Annotated in this window: 22 protein-coding genes; 11 read left to right on the forward strand and 11 right to left on the reverse strand. The window is 63.8% G+C overall.

The features are described from left to right. Nucleotides 1–4: 4 nt before the first annotated feature. Entirely contained in the window at nt 5–898 is an 894-nt protein-coding gene (locus QP164_RS03690; RefSeq protein WP_333922177.1) for an AraC family transcriptional regulator, read from the forward strand. A 27-nt stretch (nt 899–925) separates the two neighbouring features. Here the strand turns inward: QP164_RS03690 and QP164_RS03695 are convergent, their stop codons facing one another. Further along, the gene (locus QP164_RS03695) at nt 926–1,714 is read right to left on the reverse strand and encodes an NAD(P)H-dependent oxidoreductase (RefSeq protein WP_333922178.1); all 789 of its coding nucleotides are present in this window, start codon (nt 1,712–1,714) and stop codon (nt 926–928) included. Nucleotides 1,715–1,863: 149 nt separating this feature from the next. On the opposite strand from QP164_RS03695, the gene QP164_RS03700 reads away from it, so the two are divergent. Beyond that, nucleotides 1,864–2,460: a LysR family transcriptional regulator gene (locus tag QP164_RS03700; protein ID WP_333922179.1), complete on the forward strand. Its 597-nt coding sequence runs from the start codon at nt 1,864–1,866 to the stop codon at nt 2,458–2,460. Then, the gene (locus tag QP164_RS03705) at nt 2,442–2,759 is read left to right on the forward strand and encodes a LysR substrate-binding domain-containing protein (RefSeq protein ID WP_333922180.1); all 318 of its coding nucleotides are present in this window, start codon (nt 2,442–2,444) and stop codon (nt 2,757–2,759) included. Before QP164_RS03700 ends, QP164_RS03705 begins: the two co-directional genes overlap by 19 nt. 242 nt (nt 2,760–3,001) lie before the next feature. On the opposite strand, the gene QP164_RS03710 is transcribed toward QP164_RS03705, so the two are convergent. Continuing rightward, nucleotides 3,002–4,237: an SGNH/GDSL hydrolase family protein gene (locus tag QP164_RS03710; RefSeq protein WP_333922181.1), complete on the reverse strand. Its 1,236-nt coding sequence runs from the start codon at nt 4,235–4,237 to the stop codon at nt 3,002–3,004. Between the two features lie 39 nt (nt 4,238–4,276). Between QP164_RS03710 and QP164_RS03715 the strand changes: the two genes are divergently transcribed. Next, nucleotides 4,277–5,266 (forward strand): LysR family transcriptional regulator, encoded by a 990-nt coding sequence (locus tag QP164_RS03715; RefSeq protein WP_333922182.1) that lies wholly within the window; start codon nt 4,277–4,279, stop codon nt 5,264–5,266. A gap of 116 nt (nt 5,267–5,382) precedes the next feature. Here the strand turns inward: QP164_RS03715 and QP164_RS03720 are convergent, their stop codons facing one another. The 5 genes from QP164_RS03720 to QP164_RS03740 form a co-directional block, all read right to left on the reverse strand. After that, entirely contained in the window at nt 5,383–6,975 is a 1,593-nt protein-coding gene (locus QP164_RS03720; protein ID WP_333922183.1) for an alkaline phosphatase D family protein, read from the reverse strand. Between the two features lie 23 nt (nt 6,976–6,998). Continuing rightward, complete coding sequence (locus QP164_RS03725; protein WP_333922184.1) at nt 6,999–9,638, reverse strand: TonB-dependent receptor; 2,640 nt, start codon at nt 9,636–9,638, stop codon at nt 6,999–7,001. Between the two features lie 418 nt (nt 9,639–10,056). Continuing rightward, entirely contained in the window at nt 10,057–10,494 is a 438-nt protein-coding gene (locus QP164_RS03730) for an SDR family NAD(P)-dependent oxidoreductase (protein WP_333922185.1), read from the reverse strand. Nucleotides 10,495–10,600: 106 nt separating this feature from the next. Then, nucleotides 10,601–11,458: an alpha/beta hydrolase gene (locus tag QP164_RS03735; RefSeq protein WP_333922186.1), complete on the reverse strand. Its 858-nt coding sequence runs from the start codon at nt 11,456–11,458 to the stop codon at nt 10,601–10,603. Nucleotides 11,459–11,483: 25 nt separating this feature from the next. Further along, the gene (locus tag QP164_RS03740; protein WP_333922187.1) at nt 11,484–12,296 is read right to left on the reverse strand and encodes a hypothetical protein; all 813 of its coding nucleotides are present in this window, start codon (nt 12,294–12,296) and stop codon (nt 11,484–11,486) included. Here QP164_RS03740 and QP164_RS03745 point away from each other — a divergent pair. The 5 genes from QP164_RS03745 to QP164_RS03765 all read left to right on the forward strand — a co-directional run bounded on the left by QP164_RS03745 (nt 12,296) and on the right by QP164_RS03765 (nt 16,170). Continuing rightward, the gene (locus tag QP164_RS03745; protein ID WP_333922188.1) at nt 12,296–12,835 is read left to right on the forward strand and encodes a hypothetical protein; all 540 of its coding nucleotides are present in this window, start codon (nt 12,296–12,298) and stop codon (nt 12,833–12,835) included. The two genes, QP164_RS03740 and QP164_RS03745, sit on opposite strands and share 1 nt — an antisense overlap. A 76-nt stretch (nt 12,836–12,911) precedes the next feature. Beyond that, nucleotides 12,912–13,997 (forward strand): catalase family protein, encoded by a 1,086-nt coding sequence (locus tag QP164_RS03750; RefSeq protein WP_333922189.1) that lies wholly within the window; start codon nt 12,912–12,914, stop codon nt 13,995–13,997. Between the two features lie 37 nt (nt 13,998–14,034). After that, nucleotides 14,035–14,604 (forward strand): type 1 glutamine amidotransferase domain-containing protein, encoded by a 570-nt coding sequence (locus QP164_RS03755; protein ID WP_056050035.1) that lies wholly within the window; start codon nt 14,035–14,037, stop codon nt 14,602–14,604. Further along, a complete protein-coding gene (locus tag QP164_RS03760) occupies nt 14,604–15,365 on the forward strand; it encodes an SDR family NAD(P)-dependent oxidoreductase (protein WP_333924173.1) in 762 nt (253 codons plus the stop codon). Before QP164_RS03755 ends, QP164_RS03760 begins: the two co-directional genes overlap by 1 nt. 196 nt (nt 15,366–15,561) lie before the next feature. Beyond that, nucleotides 15,562–16,170, forward strand: coding sequence for an SDR family NAD(P)-dependent oxidoreductase (locus QP164_RS03765; protein WP_333922190.1), 609 nt, complete (start codon nt 15,562–15,564; stop codon nt 16,168–16,170). 38 nt (nt 16,171–16,208) lie between these two features. Here QP164_RS03765 and QP164_RS03770 read toward each other — a convergent pair whose 3' ends face one another. Both QP164_RS03770 and QP164_RS03775 read right to left on the reverse strand, forming a co-directional pair. Continuing rightward, nucleotides 16,209–16,433 (reverse strand): hypothetical protein, encoded by a 225-nt coding sequence (locus QP164_RS03770; protein WP_277982664.1) that lies wholly within the window; start codon nt 16,431–16,433, stop codon nt 16,209–16,211. A gap of 30 nt (nt 16,434–16,463) precedes the next feature. Beyond that, nucleotides 16,464–19,304, reverse strand: coding sequence for a TonB-dependent receptor (locus QP164_RS03775; RefSeq protein WP_277982663.1), 2,841 nt, complete (start codon nt 19,302–19,304; stop codon nt 16,464–16,466). A gap of 329 nt (nt 19,305–19,633) precedes the next feature. Here QP164_RS03775 and QP164_RS03780 point away from each other — a divergent pair, with 329 nt between their 5' ends. Further along, nucleotides 19,634–20,773 carry a cellulase family glycosylhydrolase gene (locus QP164_RS03780; protein ID WP_333922191.1) on the forward strand — a complete coding sequence of 380 codons (1,140 nt, stop codon included), beginning with the start codon at nt 19,634–19,636 and terminating at the stop codon, nt 20,771–20,773. Nucleotides 20,774–20,822: 49 nt separating this feature from the next. Here the strand turns inward: QP164_RS03780 and QP164_RS03785 are convergent, their stop codons facing one another. Together QP164_RS03785 and QP164_RS03790 are read right to left on the reverse strand one after the other, a co-directional pair. Beyond that, on the reverse strand, nt 20,823–22,613 hold the full coding sequence (locus tag QP164_RS03785) for an IlvD/Edd family dehydratase (RefSeq protein ID WP_333922192.1): 1,791 nt from the start codon (nt 22,611–22,613) through the stop codon (nt 20,823–20,825). 31 nt (nt 22,614–22,644) lie between these two features. Then, nucleotides 22,645–23,790 (reverse strand): aldose epimerase family protein, encoded by a 1,146-nt coding sequence (locus tag QP164_RS03790; RefSeq protein ID WP_332756553.1) that lies wholly within the window; start codon nt 23,788–23,790, stop codon nt 22,645–22,647. Nucleotides 23,791–23,945: 155 nt separating this feature from the next. On the opposite strand from QP164_RS03790, the gene QP164_RS03795 reads away from it, so the two are divergent. Further along, nucleotides 23,946–25,256 (forward strand): sugar MFS transporter, encoded by a 1,311-nt coding sequence (locus QP164_RS03795; RefSeq protein ID WP_443027472.1) that lies wholly within the window; start codon nt 23,946–23,948, stop codon nt 25,254–25,256. Nucleotides 25,257–25,263: the final 7 nt, after the last annotated feature.

Below are 25,263 nucleotides of genomic sequence, written 5' to 3' on the forward strand. Positions count from 1 at the left end.
TGCAATGCCGACCGCGACCGCCGATCAGAAATGTCTGCGCACCCAGTTATTGCGCCGCCTTGCTGGTCTGGGCGCCCCCGCCGGCACTTTTGGCAGCGTACCGCACGGCGCGGGCAGCGGGGTGCGTGTCTTCGGCTATTGCATCCAAGAGCGCGAACGCATCGCACGCACCCGCATGGAGCATCCGGTGGTGGTCGTGGTGCTCAGCGGCACCAAGGAGGTCTGGCGTGGCGACATTGCCCAGACATTCGCGGCGGGTGTGCCGTTCGTCATTCCGGCCGGAATGGATTTCGACTTAGTCAACAATCCCGATCCGGTGACTGGCCGGTATGAATCGATCTGCATCACGGTGGATGAGACACTCCGCCACACGCTTCGCAGCACCCTGCGCGGGTTGCCGGTGACAACGTCCAACCCTGACCGGCTCGACGTCGATCTGACGCCGGAACTTGTCGAGGCATTCGGCCATGCCGCCAGTGCGCTGACGGGCCTGGGTGTTGCGGTGGCTGCGACCCTCGCACGTTACCGCATATTGGCAATCCTGCTGTTGTTGAGCGAAACACCCGTCGCCGGGATGCTGATCGCCGTTGGCCGCAAGGAGCAGGTCGAAGCGATCATCTGCGCAGATCCGGGTCACGCCTGGCAGGCCGACGAGGTTGCGGCGACACTGGGCATCGGCACCTCCACACTCCGCCGCCAGTTGAACGGAGCGGGCACCTCGTTCCCTGAAGTGCTGCTATCCGTTCGTATGGCCACGGCCGGCGCCCTGCTTGGCGCGTCGGGCTATTCCGTAACGCAAGCCGCCCAAGCCGCTGGCTACGTGTCGCGGTCGCATTTTTCCCGGCGCGTGCAGGCGGCCCATGGCAAAACGCCGCGGCAGTTGAAGGTGGCAATCTAGACGCGGCCAAAAGCTGAGAGCAATCTCCTACAAGCCGTGCCGGACGTGGGCGGCAAAGCCAACCAGTTTCGGGTCGACGGCTTCGGATCGGAGCTCCATTGCGGGAATGCTGTAATCGCCGCCGTTCTGTTGACGGTATGGGATCGGCGTCTCGGTGAACAAGGTGCGCATCCGATCGCGGAGAGCTTCCGACGTCTCCTTGAACCCGGCTTCGTCCATCCGATCGGCACGATAGGTCACGAAGGGAGGCAGGACGTCATACCCTGGATAGTACAGCACACCGTGGTTGATCGGGAAAAGCAGGTCGTCAATCGGGCCGTTGACGCCGCGCGGCCCATAATGCGGTTCCCACCCACCGGCTGTGACGATCAACATCGCTCGCTTTCCCGCCAGCCGCCCTTCGCCGTAACGATCGCCCCAGCGTCGTTCGCTATGTTCGCCCACGCCATACGCGAAGCCGAAGGCGTAGACGCGATCGATCCAGCCCTTGAGGATCGCGGGCATCGAGAACCACCACAGCGGGAACGCCAGGATCAAGGCGTCTGCCCAAAGTAGCTTTGCCTGTTCATCAATCACGTCGCGGGTTAGCGTGCCCGTCTTGTAGGCTTCACCTGATGCGACAGCCACACGCAACCGCTCCGATGGTGGAAGCGCTGGAAAGTCGCTGCGGTCGACCACGGCTTTCCAGTCGGCTGCATAAAGGTCGCAGACCTGTACCTCATGCCCTTCCTCCCGCAGCTGCTCCGCGGCCACGCCACTCAGCGCGTTGGTCAACGATGCGGGATCGGGATGGGCGGATACGATAAGGATGTTCATGGATCTCAACTCATCTGTGGATTGGACACCAAAGCTAGGTCGATCGACGTTCATGCGTAGGTATTGAGAATGCAAAGGACTATGCCGTTCAATGGATAGATCGATCGTCACGCTGGAACGAATGCGGAGCTTCGTCCGGGTCGCAGAGCTTGGAAGCCTTTCGGCCGCCGCGCCAGCAAGGCGTCGGACAATCGACGGTGACGCGCCACATCGCCGAACTGGAGCGCGCGCTCGGTGTCTCACTCCTCAACCGGACGACGCGGCGCGTTTCGCTGACAGACGAAGGCGCGCGCTACCTGGCGGGGGCGCGCACCATCCTCCGACTGGTCGACGAAGCGACGGACCAGGCGCGAAGCGCAGGCGGTGACCCGATCGGCAAGGTGCGCGTATCGTGCACGGCGGCCCTTGGTATCCGGCACGTCTCGCGCGGAGTCTTCGCGCTGCAGGATCGCTGCCCCGGCATCGCTATCGATCTTGGTTTGTCGGATGTTCGTATCGATCTCGTTCGCGAAGCCGTGGACGTGGCGATCAGGCTCGGGCCGCTGGAAGACAGTTCGTTGCAGCTCAAGCCGGTCGGCCAGTCGCACCGCGTGCTTGTCGCGTCGCAAGCCTATCTAGCGCGCCATGGATGCCCGAGCACACCCGACGAACTGGCGCGGCACCAGACGATCCGAATGAGCAACGTCATGGGAAGCGGCACGCTGCGCGCCCGGGGGCGGATGAGACCATGCACGCCATCGCGTTGAGCGGACGCCTTACGGTCGATCACGGGCTCGCGGCACGCGAGGCGGTCGTGCAGGGGCGTGGTATCGCAGCCTGCCACATTTGGCTCGTCGATGACCTTTTGAAGGACGGAACGGTAGAACGGGTGTTGCCCGAGCTGGTTTTGGAGCCGGTCCCGCTTTCAATCCTGTTCGTGCCTGCCCGCGCACGCATTGCCCGTGTCCGCCTCGTCATCGACACGCTCGCAGCATTCCTCAGCGAGCTTCCAGGCATTCAGAGCGCAACCGGGCAAGGCGGGCAATCTCGTCACAGTTCAGGATAACTCCCGGAATGCTTCGTCACCAAAATCGAGGGCGGCGAAAGCACCAGTAGAGATGTTTTGGCGACGCGCCGCTATTCCGCGTGAGCACGCAGTTTGCGCGCAAGCGAATCGTAATTTTCCGGCGTCGTATCCTCCATCGCTACTTCACGTGTCGTCGGGTTGTCGTCGAAGGAATTTGGCTCGGCAAAGCCCATGCGTTTCGTCCAGCCGCGACGATGGCCTTTTTGTCGCGCCCATCGATTTCATGGTCTGGTTGCGAACACGGTATCGAGATCGATGGCATCCGCCATCGCCTTGTTCCCGGCGTCGCCGGGATGAAGATGATCGCCACTGTCGAACGCGCGGGCGAGATGCCCCGGGGCCTTTGGATCGGCAAGGATCCGGTCATAGTCGACCACATCATCGAACGTGCCGGATGTTCTGATCCAGTGGTTCACTCGTTCCCGGAGCGCATCCTTCGCCGGACTGTAATAGGTCGCGGCAAGCGGTGTGCCGGGGAGCGCGTTGGCAAAGGGCGTGAGTGTCGTCCCAACGACGCGTACGTTCCCCGCATGTGCGCGTGCGACTAACGCGCGATACCCTGCAACCATCGTTTCAAAGGTCGCAGTTGGCGCCTGGGGATCAAACGGTGTTCCAGGCCATGCGATATCGTTGATACCCAACATCACGATGAGCGTGCGAACACCGGGTTGTGCCAGCACGTCGCGATTAAGCCGGGCAAGCGCGTTACGTCCCATTCCGTCCGCGAGCAGTCGTGCACCCGAAATGCCAGCGTTTACGACCGCGATATGGCGTGGCGCTGCCCGCGCCGCGAGATAATCAGGCCACCTGGTCTCGGTGTCGAGCGAGGCGCCCGCGCCATCAGTGATCGAATCGCCTAGGATCACCACGGTGCCCTCCGCGTCCGGTGCGTCGATCAACACGCTGGCAAGGAGCAACCGGGTCGCCGTCGTTTCCGCGACCGGCGGAGCGGTTCCCGCCAGTTGATTGCCCTCGAAGACATATCCGGTGCGCTTGCCGTCCCAATGGAAGCTCTCGATGGCGGGGTTTTCGGCAAAATAGAGGGAAACGGCCAAGTCCTGCCCCGCCATCACGGACATTGGAACTGGGTCGCTCAGGATCGTCGCTCCCGGGGCGATCGTCACCGCGGTGTCCCCGCCGAAACGCAGAACATGATTGCTCGCAGGAAATGTGCGTTCCTTCCCCGCCGAGAACGCAAGATTGGCCTCGGAAACAGCGACGGGCCGGCTGCCATGGATGTTGGCCAGAGCGATCCGAACATCGTGGCCGCCAATTCCGAGCCGGACAACCTGACGTAGCGTCCGGCCCTTCAGAACGCTTGGGATGTTGGTCGGGAAGAGAAAGTCGCTGCCCCATGTCGCTTGCTGGCTGGCCGTCCACGCCGGGACGACGCGGGATTGCGCGGGCTGGGACAGCAAGACGCTGGCCGCGCCAGCGACCAGGATAGCGGTTTTCATACTAAAGCCTCGTTCGATCGGGTGGTCTTTCGGCGACAGATGGCACGGGCGCTGTGCGTGTCGTCCTGTCCGCTTTGTAGCGGAACCCGAAAGGATGAATTAGAGCATCGTTCGGCATACGATCTATGCCTTGAAGGAATAGATATTTCGAAGGAGCCCAACCGCGCTGCCGAGATGATGGTGTTCGTGCGCATCGTCGAAACCGGCGACTTTTCGGGTGCAGCGCGTGCGTTGAGCATGTCGCCCTCAGCGGTCAGCAAGCTCGTTTCGCGGATGGAGGCGCGCCTTGGTGCCCAGCTATTCCGTCGATCAACCCGCCGGCTGGCGCTGACACGAGAGGGAGAAATCTTTCATGCCCGCGCACAAGCAATCTTGGCCGATATCGGAGCGGCAGAACGCGAAGCAGGCGGTTCACGTTTGCCGGCGGGTCGGATCCGGGTCAGCAGCAGCGCGTCCTACGTCCTCCGCGTACTGGCTCCGATCCTGCCGGATTTCCTTGCGCTCTATCCGGATATCACACTCGATATAATTCAGTCGGATGCGTTGGCCGATCTGGTCGCGGATCGGACCGACATCGCCATTCGTGCGGGACCGCTTGCCGATTCAACTCTTGTTGCTCGACCGTTGGGTCATACCGCATTGATAGTCGCAGCGGCTCCTGCCTGGATCGAACGTTACGGCATGCCGGTATCTGTCGAGCAGCTTGCAACTCATGATCGACTGGGTTTCGCCTATCCGCGAGCAGCGGAAGAATGGCTGAAACCCGCTCGCACTGAGTCGGATCGCGTTCGGGTCAGCGATGGCGAAGGGATCCGGCAACTCGCGCTGGCGGGCGTAGCGCCCGCACGGCTCGCTCACTTCACCATTCGCAACGACTTGACCGACGGACGATTGGTTCAATTGTTGCCAGGTCTGCTCGCGCCCGGTCTGGAAACCTTTCATGCCGTTTATCTCGGACGGTCGGAAGCGCTACCACAGCGCGTGCGCGTGTTTCTCGATCACGTTAGCAGGCACGGCACTATAAGCTGACCTAGCGTTAAGATAATCGGACGTCCGTAGTTGGAAAGGCGACAAGGGGGCTCTAACGTCAGCTTCTGAGTTTACTCAACATACGAATGGAGTGGCTTCTCGGTATCGAGCACCCGTCAGGTGCTTTGCAAGCCGGGCTTGCCGCGTTCGGTGACGAAGCTGACGTGCGTCGAGAGCATCCCGTTCCGCGTAGCGATCGTGTCCAGGACTTCCAGGTCGCCGCGCCATAGATCGCGACCGACGTCGCACAGCACATAACCGCGCCGATCGATCAGCGCCTTCAGGTTAGGGTTTTCCGCACGGGATGAGCGGGTATACTCGTCGTTCTCGCCCACGCCATCGGCACCCGAGCTGATCGAAGTCGCGAGATATTCGCTGCTGATGATCTTGCCGTTGCCGTGATCCTGAATCAGGTCGCCGGCATAATGGCGGTGCGCGTCACCGCTGACGGTCATGACGTTGCCGGGACAATGCGCGTCGATGTGCGCAAGCAGGCGACGACGGCTGTTCATGTAACCCGACCATTGGTCCATCGAGACCAGCTGCTCGGTCTGACCCACCCTGTGATAGCCAAGGTTCATTAGGCAGACCTGCTGGGCGATGAGGTTCCAGCGCGCCTTGGAGCGATCTAGGCCTTTGAACAGCCACGCTTCCTGCGGCGCGCCCGTGATAGACCGGTCGGTCGCGAAGGCGTCCGGTCCTTGCGGCGCATCGCGATCGCCATAGACCTGATCGGAGCGATATTGCCGCGTATCGAGAAAGAACGCGTCCATCAGATCGCCGAAACGAGCCCCGCGATACATCTGCATGTGCGATCCGTCGGGCATCGACGAACGGCGTAGCGGCATATGCTCGTAATAGGCTTGCATGGCCATCGCCCGCCGCGTCCGGAAGACCTCAGGCGCGGTGTTGTCCTGGTCGATGTCGCCGGCCCAGTTATTGTCGATTTCGTGATCGTCGAAGCTGACGAACCACGGCGCGGCGGCGTGCGCGGCCTGGAGATCGGGATCGCTCTTGTACTGGGCGTAGCGCTGACGGTAATCGCCGATCGAATAGATTTCGTGGCCGAGATGGCGGCGCACCAGCGGCTTCTTCGCGCCGCGCGATTGTTCGCCGCGGTCCGGCCCCTCGTAGATATAGTCACCGTAATGGAACACGAAGTCGATCGGTTCGGTCGCGATGTGCCGCCACGCGGTGTAATAGCCCTCTTCATAATGCTGGCACCCGGCGACCGCGAAGCGCACCCGGTCGAGCGGTGCGCCTGGCGGAGGCAGGGTCGCCCCGCGCCCGGCGGCGCTACGCTCGCCGCCGCAGGTGAAACGGTACCAATAGGGCCGCGCGGGGGCGAGCCCGGCGACCTCGACATGGACCGAATGCGCCAGTTCAGGATGTGCGATCGCCTCGCCCCGCTGAAGCACCTGGCGGAAGTCGGGATCGGCGGCGACTTCCCATGCGACCAGCACCGGAGCCATCATCATCCCGCCATCCGGTTGAAGCGGCAGCGGGGCAAGCCGGGTCCAGATGACGAAGCCGGTCGCGTCCGGATCGCCCGCAGCGACGCCGAGCGTGAACGGCGGCGAGGGGAAGCGTGGCGCCTCCATCAAATTGCGTGGCCGCACCTCGGCGGCGGAGGCCCGCCAAGGCAGGATACCAGCGGCGGTCAGGCTTCCCAGGGCGGACAGAAGATAGCGGCGGTCGACTTCGTACATGGTCGTGACTCCGTTACGGCTTATCAGCGCAACATGATGTGGAAAAAGGCACCCTGGCCATAGTCGTCGACTTCGCTGACGTAGCGAAGGCCGTTGCCGACCAGGAATTTCGGCTGGTCGTTGAGCAGGTTGGTGATCTCGTATTTGAACGTCACGTGCTTCGTCACGCGGTGCCACAGGCCGAGGTTGACGGTGGTCAGTTCGGCACGTCCGTTGTCGTCCTGCGCGGTCTCGCCGATGCCTTCCATATAGCTGCCGCGGTGCGTGACGGTGGCCCGGAACGCGCCGTCGATCGCGGGCAGGCGGAGCGTCGCGCCGCCGTTGACGATCCATTTCGGCTGGTAGATCAGCCGGTCGAGCGTACGCGATCCGGCATCGCTGGTGATCGACATCCGTCCCTTCAGCCAGGTCGCGTTGAAGAACGGATCGATCCGCTGCCCGAACAGGTTGACGTCATGATCGGCCGCCTGGAACTCGATACCGTAGAGCCGCGAATTGTCGGCATTGAGCGGCTGGCGAACCCGGTAGTTGACGTCGTCGATCAGCTGCGTCGTGGTCAGCGTGAAGATGTCGTCCTTGATCCACTTGGCGAATGCGCCGAGCGAGATGATGCCGTCCTTGTGGAAATACTGCTCGAACTGGACATCGAGATTGTCCGACCGACGCGGGCGCAGATCGGGATTGCCGCGGCTGATCGAGCAATCCGCCCCGCCCGAGTCCTCGTCGCCGCAATTAAGCGATTCCGGCTGCGCGATGTTGCCCGGCGTCGGACGGCCGAGCGTGCGGCTGTACGAGAAACGGAGCTTCTTTCCGCCGGCGAAGTCCTGGATGCTGGTGAACGATGGCAGCAGATACTGGTACCCGCCTTTGTTCCGCGTCATGACCGCCGACGCAGTGCCGCCGGTGATCGTCGGCTGGAACGCGGAAAACCGGGTGTGGTCGTAGCGGACGCCGGCGACCAACGTGGTATCGTCGGTGGCATAGTGCAGCGACAGATACGGCGTCACCAAACGTTCGGTGTAACGATAGTCCCCGGTGATGCTGTCGTAGGTCGAGTTGGGTACGTCCTTGGCGAACTTGGGCCACAACTCCTTCTTCACGCGCGCCCAGTCGACCCACGGGAACGATTGGGGCGCGCCGACCGGGACGTAGCCGGGATCATAGAGGTAGGCGTTCATCGCCTGACCGAGCTTGTATTCGGTCATGTCGACGTTGCGCGACAGTTCCAGATTGCGAAATTCGATCCCTGTGACGAACCCGAAGCCACGATCCTCGGGCTCGGCGTTCCAGCCATAATCGACGCGCGCATTCGCCAGCCCCTCGTTGGCCATGCGGTATGTCGTCTGCGCCGTGCTGAGCTTGTAGGGTGATCCGAGTACGAGGCCGGGCTTGTTGATTCCGGTGACGTAGGGAAGCCCGCCGGTGGCGTCATTGCCCGCTGCCCAATCGAGCGAAAGGCCGGTCGGGTAGGCGCGGACGCCGATATAGGGTTGCGTATTGTCGTACCGGGCGCGGGTGTAACCGCCGCGAACGCGCAACGACGAGCGGTCGTCATGCCATTCGACATTGCCGATCGCGCCGACCGTCGCCTTGTTCCAGGTGTCGTAGCGATAGCGCGAATAGAGGCTGTTGATGTCCGACCCGCCGCCCTCCGCGGTCAGGTCGCTGACGCTGTTCTTGGTGTAGTAATCGTTCTTGTTCATCGTCGAGGATTCCCACTGACGATAATTGAACCCCAGCAGCGACGCATAGATGTCGGTACCAAGCGGCCGCCATTCGAACTTTGCCGAACTGCCCGCGGTCTGGAGGCGGTTGGTGTAGCTGCCATAGCTGTGGTTGTAGGGCACGGCGATGCCGTTCCAGGCAGGATCGTCGGGGCCCGTCAGCTTCTTGCCGGCGTCGCTGAAGTAATATTTGGTGTCCTGCCACCATTTACGCGAGTTGCGGATGCGGTTCTCGTAGCGCGCCGACAGGACCACGCCGAACTGGTCGCCCGCGCCGAACTTGTCGGCGAACACCATCTTGCCGCCACCGCCGAAATGCGGCGTGCTGCCGTTGCCGGCATTGCTGCCGCCATCGCCCTTGAACGATGAATAGATGCCATAGCCGTCGACCATGACGTACCGGCGCTTGAGCGCAAAGGCGCTGCGCGTGACAATGTCGACGATCCCGCCGATCGCCGCGCCGTCCTGTTCGGCGGTGAAGGTCTTGTAGACGTCATTGTGAAAGGCGAGTTCCGACGGGATCTGCAGGAGGTTAACCTTGCGCGATCCTTCGCCGTCGTTGCCGATCGTCGCGAGAGTGATCCCGTCGATGGTGGTCTGGTTGAGATCGGGCGAGATGCCGCGGATGCTGACGAACCGCGGTGCATCGCCGTCCTCGATCGCGCTGATACCGGGCAGCAGAATCAACTGGCCCGCGACGCTGCCGTCGGCGGACAGCGTCTCGAGATCGTCGAATACGATCGAGTCACGTACCGACGTCGATTGCTCCTTGTCCGAGCGGATCGCGCGATCGCCCATGACGATGATGTCGGACTTGGTCTGCTCGGGGTCAGCGGTCGGGTCCTCGGCGCTTGCGGCACTAGCTACGAACAACAGCGGAAGCGCACAGGCCGCGGACGCGACCAACCGGACGCGTCTGGCGGGCGAAAGGAACAACATTGGGCCAGCATCTCCGAGAGGGCAGATAGTGCTTCCAGGAACGGAAGAGCTGGTCCTACCCATTGTGAGACCAATCTGCGGCCTCGAGCGCTTCGCCTATGATGTCGACGCGACAGAACAGCGTCAGTTATACTGTCGTTTTATGACAGCCAGCATTATTCACGCGCACTGTTCGGCCGCGTATCAAAGCTGTTCGGTACTGAGCTAGGCCTTACTCAGCAGGGCGACTAGGCAAAGCGGCCAATCTCGCATCGGTCGGGATGACTTTTGGAAGTCATCGATTCCTAGGCAGTCATTTCGACCAACCGCTTTAACCGAAGGCAAGCGCTGCCGTGGAACTCGATGGATGAACGGCGGAAGTTGGGAGGCGGGGAAGGGCGCCCGAACGGCGACTTATGGGTCATCCCTGTAGCGGACATCACCTCGAACAGGCTGACCAGCGATTACACGACGCCAGAAACAGAAATCGGCCCCAGCCACCGGCTTCCATCCCCGGCAGATACGCCCGGGCGAGCCGCACGCCGGCCATCACGTTGACCTGCCAGTGGCGATCCCAGGTCGCGTCATCAGTGTCGAAGAAATCGGCGGGCTGGAAGATGCCGAGATTGCTGACGACGATGTCTGCCCTAGGCTCCGCGGCGACGAGCTGGTCGTGGCCGTCGATGCTTCCTAGGTCGGCCGCCACGCCGCGCGCGCTGCCACCGATGCTCGCGACCGCAGCGTCCACCTTGGCCTGCGTGAGGCCGTTGACGATCACGGTTGCGCCCGCGCGAGCCAGCCCCACCGCGATGCCGAAGCCGATGCCTTCGGTCGAGCCGGTGATGATGGCGGTCTTGCCATTGAGGTCGATGTTCATGGTGTTGGTCCTTTGATGGGGGTGTGAAATACGTTGAGCTGGTGTGCCGGTGGGGATGGAGGGCGTGCCGGAGTCTTTCTCCGCGCGTGGTGACCGTAAGCGATCTTCAGGGGGCCAACGCGGCGGTGCGCTGCTGTATCCAGTTGCCGATATCGTTCGTCACGCGGTCCCGGTCGAGATCGTTGAGCAGATCGTGGTAATGCCCTTCGTACAGCTTGAGCGTCTTGTCGCTCGCGCCGGCAGCCTCGAAGAAGTCGCGGCTGCCCTGCGCGTTTGCCGCCTTGTCCGCAGTGCCGTGCAGGATAAGGACGGGCAGGACGATGCGGCCGAATTCCACCCGCAGTCGATCGGTAGCGCGCGCCATCGCGGCGACGGTCCGCACCGGCTGCATTTCGTCACGCACCAATTGATCGAGTTCGAGCTCTTCGACCCAGGCGGGGTCGCGCGAAAAGTCGGCCATCTTCAGGCGCAGCACCCGCGCGTGCAGCACGATGTGGCTGGCGCCCTTCAGGAGCGTAAGCGCAAAATCGGACGCGAACACGCGGTAGGCGAAGCTCTCGCAGATCAGGCCGTCGAGTTTGTCCTGATGGGCGAGCGCATAGGTCAGCGCGATCACCCCGCCGGCGCTGTGTCCGAGGACGTAGACCGGCAGATCCGGTGCCAGCGACCGCGCCAAGTCGATGGTGCGAGCCAGGTCCGACACATACTCGTCAAACGTGTCGACGTAAGCGCGTGCGCCTTCGGAACGGCCCCGGCCGCGCAGGTCGAGCGCGGTGACGACGAAGCTGCGCTGGGCGAACACCTCGGCGGCACGCGCATAATGGCCGCTATGCGCATGGAAGCCATGGCAGAGGACCAGAGAGGCGCCGCCCGTGCCGATCGCGGGCCAGTGCCGGACGAATAACCGTCCGGCACCCCCGTCGAGTTCATGCACCTGCATGGTGGTCGAAGCGAATTGTGGCATCTCCTGTCTCCTTGACGTGGGCGGATCAGCGCGGTGTTGCGGCGGACACGAAGGCGGTGTCGCTGGGCCCGGTGCCGGTGATGCGAACGACGGCCGCTTCGTCGCGGGTAGCGGCGAAGTGCGGCACCCTGCCGGGCTCGGAGTAGAACCCGCCGGCGCCCAGCGCGCGAAGCGTCGTGGTCGAAGTATCGGCGCCATAACCGAAGTACCAAGTGCCCGAGACCACGGTCGCCACGCGGTCGTCGCGGTGCGTGTGCGGTGCGATCGTGGTGTGCGCCGGAACGCGGATCTCCAGCGTATAGGATCCGGGCTTGGCCGGATCGCCCGACAGCAGCACCGTGCGGATCCCGGCCATGCCCGATGTGCCGGTGCCGGCTCCCGTCGTCGCGATGCGATCGACCTGTTCGCTCGAGAGCGAGACCGGCCCGAACCGCACCCGCGTCGTGACGACCGGCGCGTCGAGATAGTCGCGGATCGCCTTGACGGTCGCGTCGGGCTGCTCTTCCATCAGCCAGTGGCCCGCATCGGCGATAACGCGCTCCTGCACGTCGACCGCGCCGGCGCGGGTGACCGCTGCCATGGTCGCGCCGAACGACTTCTCGCCGCCGATCGCCAGCACAGGCATAGTCAGCTTGCCGTGCGTGGCCATCCACGCCCGGTTGTCGATCGCATCCTGGTCGAACGCGGCGAACTGCAGGAAGCCGGCATGCATGCGGCCCGGCCCGGCGTAGAGCGCCGCATAATGCGCGCGGTCTGCTTCGGTAAAGCGGGCCGGCTTGGCCGAGAAGTCGTTCCAGAAGCGATCAGGCGCTCGAAGCGGTCGGCGGCGAGAGTGCATTGCTGAAGGGCTTTGGTGGTTATCCCGACACCAATCCAATCGGCGACCGCTATGGCACGCAGGCGCCGCTCCGGTTCGGCGACTACATCGCCAAGTTCGACATCGTGCCGGAATCGCCCAACTTTCGCGCGTTGACCGACCAGAAGCTCGACGAGAGCAAGAGCCCCGACTCGATCCGCGAAGAATTGATGGCGATCTTTGCGAACGAGGGTGGTGCCTGGACGCTGCGCGCGCAGCTCTGCCGTGACCTCGAGGAGAACCCGATCGAGGACGCCGCGACGCCGTGGCCCGAGCAGGGCAATCCCTACATCCCGGTCGCGACGATCACGGTGAAGCCACAGAAGAGCTGGTCCGAGGAGCGCGTCACCGTGCTCAACGAACAGACCGCATTCCGCCCCTGGCACGGCGTCGAGGCGCATCGACCGCTCGGGTCGGTCATGCGAGCGCGCCGTGCGGTGTATCCGGTGATCCAGGATCTGCGCAGCCAGCTGAACGGCTGTCCGATGCACGAGCCACGGTCGCTACCCGCGCTCGACTGATCGGGTCTGCACGGAACCGTACCGAAACGTCGCAGGGCATTCGGGTGTTAACATCCTGATCCAGCAGGAGCTTCCCATGCCCTATCTACCCTATCGCGACGACATCGAGACGCCTGAGCCCGTCGAGCAGGAGAGTATCGACGGCATCATCAAGGGGATGACGCAGGAGAGCCAGACGGTCGAGAAGCGCGACGGCCATGCGGTACGTGCCAGCCATGCCAAGAGCACGGCCTGCGTCATCGGCAAGATGGTCGTGGCCGCCGATCTGCCGCCGGAACTGGCGCAGGGGCTGTTCGCGAAGCCGGGGACGTTCGACGTCGCGGTCCGCTTTGCACAGGGGCCGGGCGAGAAGCTTGGAGACCGCGTATCGACGCACCGCGGCATGGCGATCAAGGTCTTCGGGGTCGAAGGCGCCAAGCTGCCCGGTCACGACGCGCCGACCCAGGACTTCGTACTGGCGAGCGGCACGACGTTCCCGGCCGGCACCGCCGCCGGGTTTCTAGCGCAGGCGAAGAAAATCGGCATGACCGTGCCGATGCCCGAAGGTATGAAAAGCGCGGCCGCATCGATCGCGCGCAACATCAACAAGGTCCTGAACGCGGTCGGTGCCGAAGCAAGCCCGACGCTGGACTTTTATGGCCATCCGTTCAGCCACCCGCTCGTCGAGACCTATTTCAGCCAGTGCCCCATCCGCTACGGCGATCATGTCGCGAAACTCGGCGTGTTTCCGGTCGCGCCTGAGCAGCGTGCGCTCGATGATTGGCGGCTCGATCCGCATCAGGATGAGGATGGCTTCCGTCACGCCGCGATCGCGTATTTCGACGGCAACGACGCGGTCTTCGAACTGCGTGCGCAACTCTGGGTCGATGCCGAGACGCAGCCGATCGAGGATACGTCGGTCGACTGGCCGACGCGGGTTAGCGAATACCGCACGATCGCAACGATCCGCCTGCCGCGGCAGACCGCCTATGGGCCGAATCGCGTCCGCTATTTCGACGAGGTCATGACGTTCCGGCCAGCGCACGCCCTGGAAGCGCACCGCCCGCTCGGCGGCGTGATGCGCGCACGCATGCAGGTGTACCGCGCGCTCAGCGATTTCCGCCACCGCGAGACTGGCATCGCCGCCGCCAACACCGCGGCGATCACCGATATCCCGGCCTGACGCCGCTCACGCTTATTCAGATTTCGAAAGGACGATCATGAAGCTCCAAGGCAAGAAAATCGCGATCCTGATCGCACCCCGCGGCACCGAGGAACCCGAGTTCGCGCAGCCCAAGGCGGCGGTCGAGCAGGCGGGCGGCGCAGTGACCGTCATCAGCCTCAAAACCGGCGACGCGGAGACGTTCAACAACGACCTCGATCCCGGCAAGACGTTCGCCATCGACAAGGCGATCGACTACGTGTCGGCCGCCGACTTCGATGGCCTGGTAATTCCGGGCGGGTGCGTCGGCGCTGATACGCTGCGGTCGTCGGACAAGGTCGTGGCGTTCGTCCGCGATTTCTTCGCCGCCGGTAAGCCCGTCGCGGCGATCTGCCACGCGCCGTGGACGCTGATCGAGGCCGATCAGGTACGCGGTCGTACGCTCACGTCGTACCCGACGCTCGCCACCGACATCCGCAACGCGGGCGGGACCTGGGTCGATCAGGAGGTGGTCGTCGACCAGGGGCTCATCACCAGCCGCACCCCGGATGACTTGCCTGCGTTCTGTGCAAAGCTGGTCGAGGAGTTCTGCGAGGGCCAGCACGAGGCGCAGGCGGAGAACGCATGATGGCGCGTTTTGCCGACAAGGTCGTCGTGATCACCGGTGCCGCCTCGGGCATCGGCGAGGGGGCCGCGCGCCGCTTCGCCGAGGAAGGCGCGATCCTGGTGCTGGGCGACATCGACACCGGCGCGCTCGGCAGGTTGGCAGCCGAACTGGGCGGCACCGTCAAGACGCGGGAAACCGACGTTACCGACCGCGCCGCGTGCGAGGCGCTGGTCGAGGCGGCGATCGATCGCTTCGGTCGGATCGACGTGCTGGTCAATGACGCCGGCGTCGATCATCTCGGCAAGCTGGACGAAGGCGACTTCGCCGAATTCACCAAGGTGATCGAGACCGACCTGTACGGCGTCGTCCACATGAGCCGCGCGGCGATCGCACATCTGCGCACGTCGAAGGGCTGCATCATCAACGTGTCGTCGGTGTCGGGGCTCGGCGGCGACTGGAACCATAGCTTCTACTGCGCGGCCAAGGGTGCGGTGAGCAATTTCACACGCGCGCTGGCGATGGACGAGGCCAGGAACGGCGTGCGCGTCAATGCGGTCAACCCGTCGCTGACCTATACCGCGCTGACCGCGGGAATGAAGGAACAACCTGACCTGATCGCCAAGTTCGAGGAGCGGATCCCGATCGGACGGGGTGCCGAGCCCGTCGACATCGCCGGTGCGATCGCGTTCCTGGCGAGCGACGACGCGCGCTTCGTGACGGGCGTCAACCTGCCGGTCGACGGCGGACTGACCGCGTCCAACGGCCAACCCCCGCTGTCCTGACATCGCGAGAGCGCAGTAACGCGCTGTCGGTCCTTTTCGAGTCCATTCGGCAATGACAACCCCCGTTACCCTCCGCGCGCAGATCGGCGCCGTCGATGTCTGACGCGCCCATGGTCGCTATCGTCACCGGTGCCTCGCAAGGCTTGGGGAGGGGATCGCAGACGCGTATCGCGCGCGCGGCTGGCGTGTCGTCGGCGTGTCACGATCGATCGCAGCGTCGCAATCGGACGACTGGATCACCGTTGCGGGGGACGTTGCCGATCCCGAAACCGCGAGGCGCGTCGTGATGGCCGCGCGCGACCGGTTCGGGCGTGTCGATACGCTCGTCAACAATGCCGGCGTTTTTATTGGCGAGCGCTTTACCGATTACACGGCGGAGCAGTATCGCCAGATCACGCAGACCAATCTCGACGGCTTCTTCCACATGACGCAGGCGGCGCTGCCGCTGATGGTCGAGCAGGGCAGTGGCCATATCCTGCAGATCGTCACGACGTTGGCGGAGCACGCCAATGTCGAATTCCCCTCGGTGCTGGCGTCGCTGACCAAGGGCGGGCTGGCTGCGGCGACGCGCAGCCTGGCGATCGAATATGCCTCCCGCGGCGTACGCGCCAACGCGGTGTCGCCCGGCATCACCGAAACGCCAATGCACCCTCCCGAGACGCGCGCCGGGCTTGGAGCGTTTCACCCGCTCGGTCGGATGGGCACCGTCGCGGACGTGGTCGGCGCGGTGCTGTACCTCGAGGATGCCAGTTTCGTGACCGGCGAAATACTCCACGTCGACGGTGGGCAAGTCGCCGGACACTGACGGATCACACAGGTACGCGTCGTTTTATCTCTGGGTGGTCACGCCAATCCGCCAGAAATCCGCATGGCCCTGCGCAAGGCCTTGCCGAACTGCACGCCCTTGTCGGCGCGCACGGTTGGCGGAAGACGCAACCCATACGGATTGAGTGCCTCCACCCGAGGATCGTTGACCAGCCGGTCAGCCATGCTCGGCGTGTCCGCCGCCAGGATTGGCGTGGTCGACAGCATGGTCAACCCAAGCGCCGCGAGGAAAGCAATCCGCACGATAGTATGTCCCCCAAACAGCTGTGGTGTTCAGAACCGAAACCGGACGCCGAGCGAGTACGTGCGCTCGAGATAGAAGATCTGGCGGGCGAACTGATCGCCCGCGTCATCGAACTGGCGATAGCGTCGGATCGGATTGCCCAGCACGTTGACGATGTCGAACGCCAGCGTGACGCTCGGAACCGGCGTGACCGTTGCAGACAAATCGAGTTGCCCGCGCGCCTTCTCGATCACCCCGCCAGTGCGTTGAGCGCCGTTGACGTCGACGTCGAGCGGCTCCTGGCTGTAATATTGTACGAAGTCCGAGCGGAAATTGTACGCGACCCGCGCCGAGAAGAACGGCCGTTCGTACAGCCCGACGAGGTTGTACGTCCATTTCGATACGCCATTGAAGCGCTGCTGCTGGCCGGCGACGTTGGGTGACGTCGCGAGTGTCGACGCCAGATCGCCCTTCGAATCGACATAGGTTCCGTTGGCCTGCAGGCCGAAGCCCTTCGCCCAATCGGGCAGGCCGTCGATGTCGAGGAAGCTCGTAAAGCCGACTTCGACACCCTGGAACCGCGTCGCGCCGGTGTTTTCGGGCTGCGTGAAGCGCACGCGGCCATAAGTGGGGTCGGTGGTGAAGACGGTCGTGTTCGAGATGAAACCCTGCGCATCACGGCGGAAGATCGCGCCGGTGAGCGAACCGGTCCGCGAGAAATACCATTCGAGGCTCGCGTCGTAGTTGTTCGATGTCAGCGGCGACAGGTTCGGATTGCCCGCCGTGATATTGCGCGCGTTGCTATTGGGATCATTCGGGTTCGGCGGATTGTTCGGATCGATCGTCGGCGGTGATCCGACGGTCAGAGCTGGATTGAGGTCGAAGAAGTTCGGCCGGGTCCGGGTCTGCGTGTAGGCGAGCCGCAATTGCAGTTCATCGGTGGCGGCGACGCGGGCGCTGACGTTCGGCAGGTAGTCGGTGTATTCGTTCTTCGCGGTGATCGGCGTGATGACGAAGTTTCCGGGGGTCTGTTCGTCGCGCAGGAAGCCGCTAATCTGGTTCTTTGTGCGGATCGCGCGCAAACCGACGACGCCGTCGACGACAACGCTGCCGATGTCGAAACCGTATTTGACCTGTGCATAGGCCGCCAAGGCCTTTTCGTTCGCGCGGAAATTCTCCGAGGGATTGAACTCCGGTCGTCCTGCCGGCGCACCGTAGAAGCTCCGCAAGGCGACGAGATTATCGCGGATGCTGCTCGAGGGGATCGCGGTGAACGTGTGGATCGGCAGCGTGTTGTTATAGCCGAACCCAGCGAGCGTGCTCTCGGTGGTCACCGGCAGCGCCGTGATGGGGATCTGAGCCGGCAGGTTGAAGATATAGGGTGCGCCGCGATCGCGGTTGGCGTCGCGATCATTGTAGCGAACGCCGAACTGCAGGCGCTTCAGCAGGCCTTCGCCGATGTCGTACTGGACGTCGACGCGCGACTGGATGTCCTTGCCGCCGACCTTGGTATATTCCTGGAAGAAGCCGCGGCTGAGGTAATTGGCGGGGTCGGTCAGGTTGAACGTGCCAAGGTCGAAACTCGGGCCCCCGTCGGTTCCCGGCGACTCGAACACGACGTTGCGGACCGGCGAACTGCGGAACGTGTAGTCGATGTTGACCGCATCGAACGTGTAGGTGCTGTCGGTGTAGGCGATGTCGCCCGAGATCTGGAGCTTGTCGTGTTTCCAGATCGCGCCACCGCCGGCCTGATACGTATTGGTCGTCCCGTTGGCCGATCCGTAATAGCCATCGGGGGCATTGGCACCCGAAACGGTCGCGCTTTGCGCGACGTTCGGGTTGCCGGGGCGCGTGGTCAGGTTGTTCAGCTGGAAATCGGCGCCACCGAAGTTTGGCACGAACATGAACCGGTTGGAGTCGCGTCCACGATAGCCCTGGTAGAGACCGTCGGCATAGATTTCGAGTTCCGGCGTCGGCTTCCATTGGAATGCGGCATTGGCGGACGGGCGCCAGCGTCGACCATAGCCGAGGAAGAGCGATTGCGCGTCGGGATAGCGCACCCCGCCGGTCGTGCCGGGGGCATTCACGGCATTGGTGGTGGCCACGACCAGCGATTGCTCGCGCGTCGAATCGAGAAAATTGATGCCGACATAGGATGCGTTGACGAGCAGGCCCATCTCGCCGATCCCGGTGTCCCAGCGGTCGCTGATGAGCAGATTGCCGTTCCAGGACATCTTGCCCGACTGTTGCCAGTTCACGCCGTTCAACGATCCCGACAGTTCGAAGCCGTTGAAGTCGAACGGCCGGCGGCCGCGGACGTTGACCTGGCCGCCGATGCCGCCCTCGATCAGGTTGGCGGTACCCGATTTATAGACTTCGAGCGCTGCGACCGTGCCGGCGGGGAAATCCTGGATCTGGACGAAGCGCCCCTCGGCTGTGAAGATTTCACGGCCGTTATAGGTGGTGCTGAGATCGGGCAGGCCGCGCACGGTGACGCCCGCCGACTCACCGCCACCGCGCGTCACCTGCACGCCCGACACGCGTGCGAGCGCGGACGACGCGAACGTATCCGGCAGCTTGCCGATGTCCTCGGCGACGATCGCATCGACGATGCCGTCGGAATTGCGCTTGATCGCCTGCGCCGACTGGAGGCTGCGACGAAGTCCGGTCACGACGATCTCGCCGTCGCCCTCGGTCGGGCTTTCCCGGAGCGACGGTTGTGGTGCGGCGGGGTTGGCATTCTGGTCCGAAGCCGTAGTCGGTTTGGGCAGGTCCTGGCCGCCGACCTTGGTCTTCCCGGTCGCATTGTCGGAAGTTTGTGCGGTTGCCGGCGTCACGGTAGCCAGCGTCATCGCGGCTACGGATGCGCACAAGCGTGCTTTCGTGTTCATATCTCTCTCCCCTAAGTGTCGCTGGTTCTCCATGCGACTTGGCGTCACGCTAAAACGATCAAACGCCGTATTCAATTGTTTTGTAGGACAAGACTTCAACAATCTTTGCGGGGTCTTGTGGATCCGAGGCATGGCCCGCTAGGGTTGCGACGGATGCGGCAACCGCACCGCGGTGACGTTGCGTATCGTCGACACGACGAGCGGCGAACCCGTTGAACAGGAGAGGAACGCCAGTGCAACATGGCAATTTAGCGCGGATACCGGCAAAGCGAACCGGGGTTTGTCGGACCGGAAGAATCGCGGCTGCTGGAAAATCACTCTGTCTCGTCTTGCTCGCTACCGCTGCGCTAGCCGCAAGTCCGGCCGACGCTCGGACGCGCTGGACCGAGACGCAGGCGAAAACCTGGTACGCGGCACAGCCCTGGCTGGTCGGCGCCAACTACGCGCCCGCGACCGCGATCAACCAGCTCGAGATGTGGCAGGCGACGACCTGGGATCCCAAGCGGATCGATTACGAACTCGGTCTTGCGCAGGGCATCGGCATGAACACGATGCGCGTGTTCCTCCACGATCAGCTCTGGCAGCAGGATCCGGAAGGCTTCAAGCAGCGGATCGACGCGTTCCTGACGATGGCCAAGGCGCGCAAGATCAAGCCGTTGTTCGTGCTGTTCGACAGTTGCTGGGATCCCGATCCGAAACTCGGGCCGCAGCATCCGCCGATCCCCGGCGTGCATAATTCGGGCTGGGTGCAGGGGCCTGGCATGCTGGGCCTGCGCGATCGCACGCGCTATCCCGGCTACAAGGCGTATGTGCAGGGCGTGATCGGCGCTTTTGCCAAGGACGACCGGATTCTCGGTTGGGACGTCTGGAACGAGCCCGACAATGGCGCCGATCAATATAAGGGGCAGGAGGGCAAGGAGCCGCTGGTCCGCGCGCTGCTGGCGCAGGTGTTCGACTGGGCACGCGATGCCGATCCGTCGCAGCCGCTCACCTCCGGGGTGTGGATCGGCGACGACTGGACGCCGGGCGGCAAGACCTCGCCGATGGAAAAGCTCCAGCTCGCGCAATCGGACGTGGTCACGTTCCACGACTATAGCTGGCCCGAGACGTTCGAGCGGCGGATCAAGCAGTTGCTCGCCTATAATCGTCCGGTGATCTGCACCGAGTATATGGCGCGCGGCAACGGCTCGACCTTCGATGGATCGCTGCCGATCGGCAAGCGGTACAATGTCGGGATGATCAACTGGGGGTTCGTCGACGGCAAGACACAGACGCGGCTACCCTGGGATAGCTGGCAGAAGCCGTATGTGCTGGCCGAGCCGACGATCTGGTTCCACGAGGTGTTCCGCAACGACGGCACGCCGTATCGGCAGGCCGAGACCGATCTGATCCGGGGAATGAGTGCAGCGCCGAAGGGCGTCGTACCGGCGGCTCTTTCCGATGCGCCAGCGGTACGGCGCCAACGGTGATACGCTGTGCAGCATCGCCCTCACACCGGAAGGCGATGCTGCATCGGTATCAGTGATTGTCGCGCGGCAGGCCCATGGTCTGGGCGATACGCTGGTATTTCTCGGCACCCTCGAGGATCGCGCCGGTCTCCATCTGGCCGACGGTAGCGCGCTGGATTTCCTGCCACGGTGTCTGCGAACGCGGATAGGCATAGCCGCCAGCCTCGGTCAGCGCGGCACGGCGCTCGGCGAGATCCTCGTCCGAAATCAGCACGTTGGCGCTGCCCTTGCCGAGATCGATGCGAACCCGGTCGCCGGTGCGGATCAGCGCGAGGCCGCCCATCGCTGCCGCTTCGGGTGACGCGTTGAGGATCGAGGGGGAGCCCGACGTGCCAGACTGGCGGCCATCGCCGATGCAGGGGAGGGCATGGACGCCCTCGCGGATCAGATACGCCGGCGGACGCATGTTGACGACCTCGGCCGCGCCTGGATAGCCGATCGGGCCGGCGCCACGCATGAACAGCAACGTGTCGGTCGTGATGCCGAGCGAGGGGTCGTCGATCCGGTGGTGATAATCCTCGGGGCCGTCGAACACGACGGCGGGGCCTTCGAAGGCCTCTGGATCGGCAGGGTTCGACAAATACCGTACACGGAATTCGGGTGAGATCACGCTGGTCTTCATGATCGCCGAGTCGAACAAATTGCCGCGCAACACGATGAAGCCGGCATCCTGGAGCAACGGCGTCGCGAACGGGCGGATAACGCGCTCGTCCTCGATCGTCGCGGTCCGGCAATTGTCGCCGATCGACTTGCCGTTCGCGGTCATCGCGTCTTCGTGGATCAGGCCCTGCTTCATCAGTTCGGCGACCACCGCGGGGACGCCGCCGGCATGGTAATAATCCTCACCGAGATATTCCCCGGCGGGCTGGAGATTGACCATCAGCGGCACCTTGTGGCCGTGAATCTGCCAGTCGTCGATCGGCAGGTCGACGCCGATGTGGCGCGCGATCGCGGCGAGATGGATCGGTGCGTTGGTCGAGCCGCCGATCGCCGAATTGACGACGATCGCGTTGTGGAACGCCTCCTTGGTCAGGATGTCGCTGGGCTTGAGATCCGCGGCGACCATGTCGACGATGCGCTTGCCGGTGCGATAGGCGACCTCCTGGCGGTCACGGTACGGCGCGGGGATCGCGGCCGAGCCGGGCAACTGCATGCCGAGCGCCTCGGCGAGCGAATTCATCGTCGTCGCGGTGCCCATCGTGTTGCAGTAACCCGTTGATGGTGCCGACGAGGCGACGAGCTTGATGAAGCCCTCGTCGTCGATCGCGCCGGTCGCGAGCAGCTCGCGCGCCTTCCACACGATCGTCCCCGAGCCAGTCCGCTCGCCCTTGTGCCAGCCGTTGAGCATCGGGCCTACGGACAGTGCGATCGCCGGGATGTTGACGGTCGCGGCGGCCATCAGGCACGCCGGCGTGGTCTTGTCGCAGCCGATCGTCAGCACGACGCCGTCGAGCGGATAGCCGTAGAGCACCTCGACCAGCGCCAGATAGGCGAGGTTGCGGTCGAGCCCGGCGGTCGGGCGCTTGCCGGTTTCCTGGATCGGGTGGACCGGGAATTCGAGCGCGATGCCGCCCGCTTCACGGATGCCTTCGCGCAGGCGTTCGGCCAACACGAGGTGATGGCGGTTGCACGGCGAGAGATCGCTGCCGGTTTGCGCGATGCCGATGATCGGCTTGCCCGAGCGTAGTTCCTCGAGGCTCAGCCCGAAGTTCAAATAGCGCTCGAGATAGAGCGCGGTCATGTCGATATTCTCGGGGCTGTCGAACCACGCGCGGCTTCGGAGTTTTGGTGTGTCGGTCATCGAGAGGCTTTCTGGGAAGTCGGGGCCGGTATCAGCGGGCGACGGAAACGCGGTAGATCATGCGGTGGTGATAGGGCTTGCCCGGATCGACGCGCGCCGAGCCAAACGCGGGCTGGTTCGGCGTGTCGGGAAACTTCTGTGGTTCGAGCGCGAGGCCGTCGCCCATCCGGTAGACATGGCCCGACTTGCCGACCAGCGACCCGTCTAGGAAATTGCCCGAATAGAATTGTACGCCGGGCTCGGTCGTCAGCACTTCGAGCACGCGACCCGACGCTGGATCTTCCACGCGTGCGGCAAGGCCGGGCTCTGGCGTCGCACCCTTATCGAGCACGAAATTATGGTCCCAGCCGTGGCCGATCACGATCTGCGGATCGCGGCCGTCGCGAATGCCGTCGGACAGCGCGCGGCCTTTAGTAAAGTCGAATACGGTGCCTGCAACCGGCTTCATTTCGCCGGTCGGGATCAGCGTCGCATTGACGGGTGTGTAGCGCCGCGCTGGGATCGTCAGCCGCTGGCCGTAGATCCCGGTCGCCGAACCTTCGCCGGCCAGATCGAACAGCGCGTGGTTGGTCATGTTGACGATCGTCGGTGCGTCGCTGGTCGCGTCGAAGTCGATCGTCAGCGCGCCCTTGTCGTCGAGCGCGTAGGTGACCTTGGCCACCAACGTGCCGGGGTAGCCCTGGTCGCCCGCCGGGCTGGTCAGCGTCATCACGACCTTCGCCTGCGCGCCATTGGTGACCGACACGATCTTCCAGATGTGCTTGTCGAACCCGACCGTGCCGCCGTGCAACGTGTTGGTCTTGTCGTTGAGCGTGATCTGATAGGGCTTGCCGTCGAGTGTGAAGCGACCGCCGGCGATGCGGTTGGCATAGCGGCCGATTGTCTGGCCCCAGAAATTGGGTGCGGTGACGTAGCTTGCGGCATCGTCGTAGCCGAGCGTGATGTCGGCGGTCCTGCCGTTGCGATCGGGTGTGTTCAACGACTGGAGCGTCGCGCCGAGCGTCATGATCCGCGCGCTAACACCATTGGTGCCGGTCAGCGTGACGGCTTCGATCGCGGTGCCGTTGGGTAATTTGCCGAACGATTCGCGCTTCGCGGAGGCCGCCTGCACGGCCTGCGTCGACAACGCCGTCAGCACGGCCGCCACGATGATCCCCGTTTTTTCGATTGCGCGCATTTCGGTTCCCGTCCTTAATCGCTCGACGCCGTTGACGCGCCTTGTTCGGCTATATAGTCGGACAATATATTTCTGAGCAAGCCATGCGGTAAAAGACTGTCGTTCAGTCGCAGACATGGCGCGGAGGGTAAGCGATTATGGCGATGCCGATAGAGATGCGACGGCCCGTCGAGGACGCAGCGACACAGGGTCCGCCGGTGGGCAGTCCCAGTTATCGCTCTGCGCTGACGCTGCTCGCCAGCCTGTTCTTCATGTGGGGCTTCATCACCGTCATCAACAACACGCTGCTGCCGCACCTGCGCAGCGTGTTCGACCTCAGCTATACGCAGACGACGCTGATCGAGAGCGTCTGGTTCATCGCTTATTTCTTCGCCTCGATCCCGTCCGCCAAGCTGATCGAGCGGGTCGGCTATCAACGCGCGATGGTGTTCGGGCTCGGCCTGATGGCGGTCGGCGCGCTGATGATGGTGCCCGCCGCGCGGTTGCCGTCCTACGGCGTCACGTTGTTTGCTCTGTTCGTAATCGCCAGCGGCATCACGTTGCTGCAGGTCGCGGCCAATCCTTATGTCGCGGTCGTCGGTCCTCCCGAGACCGCGTCGTCGCGATTGAACCTCGTGCAGGCGTTCAACTCGGCTGGCGCGACGCTGGCGCCGTTGTTCGGCGGCTATCTGATCCTCGGGCGTTCGACGTCGGGGACCGCGGTTGCCGGATCGACCGCGGTGCTGACCCCGGCCGAGCGGCTTGCCGACGCACAGTCGGTGGTGTTGCCGTACCTGATCGTCGCGGGCGTTCTGGTGGTGCTCGCGATCGTTATCGCGCGCTTCCCGCTGCCGGCGATGGGTACTGCGACGCAGCGCTCGGCGAAGGCGGATCGCAAGGGCCTGTCGCTCTGGTCGCACCGCAACCTCGTGCTCGGCATCCCGGCGATCTTCATCTACCTGATCGCCGAGATCGGCGTCGCCAATCTGTTCATCAACTTCGTCAGCCAACCGCAGATCGGCAATCTGACGCACGAACAGGCCTCGCATTACCTGTTTATCCTGTGGGGCGGGATGATGGTCGGTCGGTTGATCGGCAGCGTCGTCATGCGGACGATCCCGGCCGAACGCGTGCTGGCGGTGGCGAGCATCGGTGCGTTCGTCGTGATGCTGATCGCGACCTTCACCACCGGCCACGTCGCGATGTGGGCGCTGATCTCGGTCGGGCTGTTCCACTCGATCATGTTCCCGACGATCTTCACGCTCGGCATCCGCGGCCTCGGGCCGCTGACCGAGGAGGGCTCAGGGCTGTTGATCATGGCGATCGCAGGCGGTGCGTTGGTGATCGTCCAGGGCTGGCTCGCCGATACCTACGGATTGCAGATCTCGTTCCTGCTGACCGCGGTTTGCGAACTCTACATCCTGTTCTATGCGATCTGGGGCTCGCGCATGACCGACGCGGTGCCCGATCCTGTCGCCATTCCCTAAAGTGTGG

This window comes from Sphingomonas sp. LR59, from assembly GCF_036855945.1.
In the GTDB taxonomy this organism is placed as follows: domain Bacteria; phylum Pseudomonadota; class Alphaproteobacteria; order Sphingomonadales; family Sphingomonadaceae; genus Sphingomonas.

Bases quoted from the DNA above. Each gene is read 5' to 3' on its own strand.
- QP164_RS03690 (WP_333922177.1), top strand. From the start codon at position 5: ATGCCGACCGCGACCGCCGATCAGAAATGTCTGCGCACCCAGTTATTG.
- QP164_RS03695 (WP_333922178.1), bottom strand. From the start codon at position 1,714: ATGAACATCCTTATCGTATCCGCCCATCCCGATCCCGCATCGTTGACC.
- QP164_RS03705 (WP_333922180.1), top strand. From the start codon at position 2,442: ATGCACGCCATCGCGTTGAGCGGACGCCTTACGGTCGATCACGGGCTC.
- QP164_RS03710 (WP_333922181.1), bottom strand. From the start codon at position 4,237: ATGAAAACCGCTATCCTGGTCGCTGGCGCGGCCAGCGTCTTGCTGTCC.
- QP164_RS03715 (WP_333922182.1), top strand. From the start codon at position 4,277: ATGGCACGGGCGCTGTGCGTGTCGTCCTGTCCGCTTTGTAGCGGAACC.
- QP164_RS03720 (WP_333922183.1), bottom strand. From the start codon at position 6,975: ATGTACGAAGTCGACCGCCGCTATCTTCTGTCCGCCCTGGGAAGCCTG.
- QP164_RS03725 (WP_333922184.1), bottom strand. From the start codon at position 9,638: ATGTTGTTCCTTTCGCCCGCCAGACGCGTCCGGTTGGTCGCGTCCGCG.
- QP164_RS03730 (WP_333922185.1), bottom strand. From the start codon at position 10,494: ATGAACATCGACCTCAATGGCAAGACCGCCATCATCACCGGCTCGACC.
- QP164_RS03735 (WP_333922186.1), bottom strand. From the start codon at position 11,458: ATGCCACAATTCGCTTCGACCACCATGCAGGTGCATGAACTCGACGGG.
- QP164_RS03740 (WP_333922187.1), bottom strand. From the start codon at position 12,296: ATGCACTCTCGCCGCCGACCGCTTCGAGCGCCTGATCGCTTCTGGAAC.
- QP164_RS03750 (WP_333922189.1), top strand. From the start codon at position 12,912: ATGCCCTATCTACCCTATCGCGACGACATCGAGACGCCTGAGCCCGTC.
- QP164_RS03755 (WP_056050035.1), top strand. From the start codon at position 14,035: ATGAAGCTCCAAGGCAAGAAAATCGCGATCCTGATCGCACCCCGCGGC.
- QP164_RS03760 (WP_333924173.1), top strand. From the start codon at position 14,604: ATGGCGCGTTTTGCCGACAAGGTCGTCGTGATCACCGGTGCCGCCTCG.
- QP164_RS03775 (WP_277982663.1), bottom strand. From the start codon at position 19,304: ATGAACACGAAAGCACGCTTGTGCGCATCCGTAGCCGCGATGACGCTG.
- QP164_RS03785 (WP_333922192.1), bottom strand. From the start codon at position 22,613: ATGACCGACACACCAAAACTCCGAAGCCGCGCGTGGTTCGACAGCCCC.
- QP164_RS03790 (WP_332756553.1), bottom strand. From the start codon at position 23,790: ATGCGCGCAATCGAAAAAACGGGGATCATCGTGGCGGCCGTGCTGACG.
- QP164_RS03795 (WP_443027472.1), top strand. From the start codon at position 23,946: ATGCGACGGCCCGTCGAGGACGCAGCGACACAGGGTCCGCCGGTGGGC.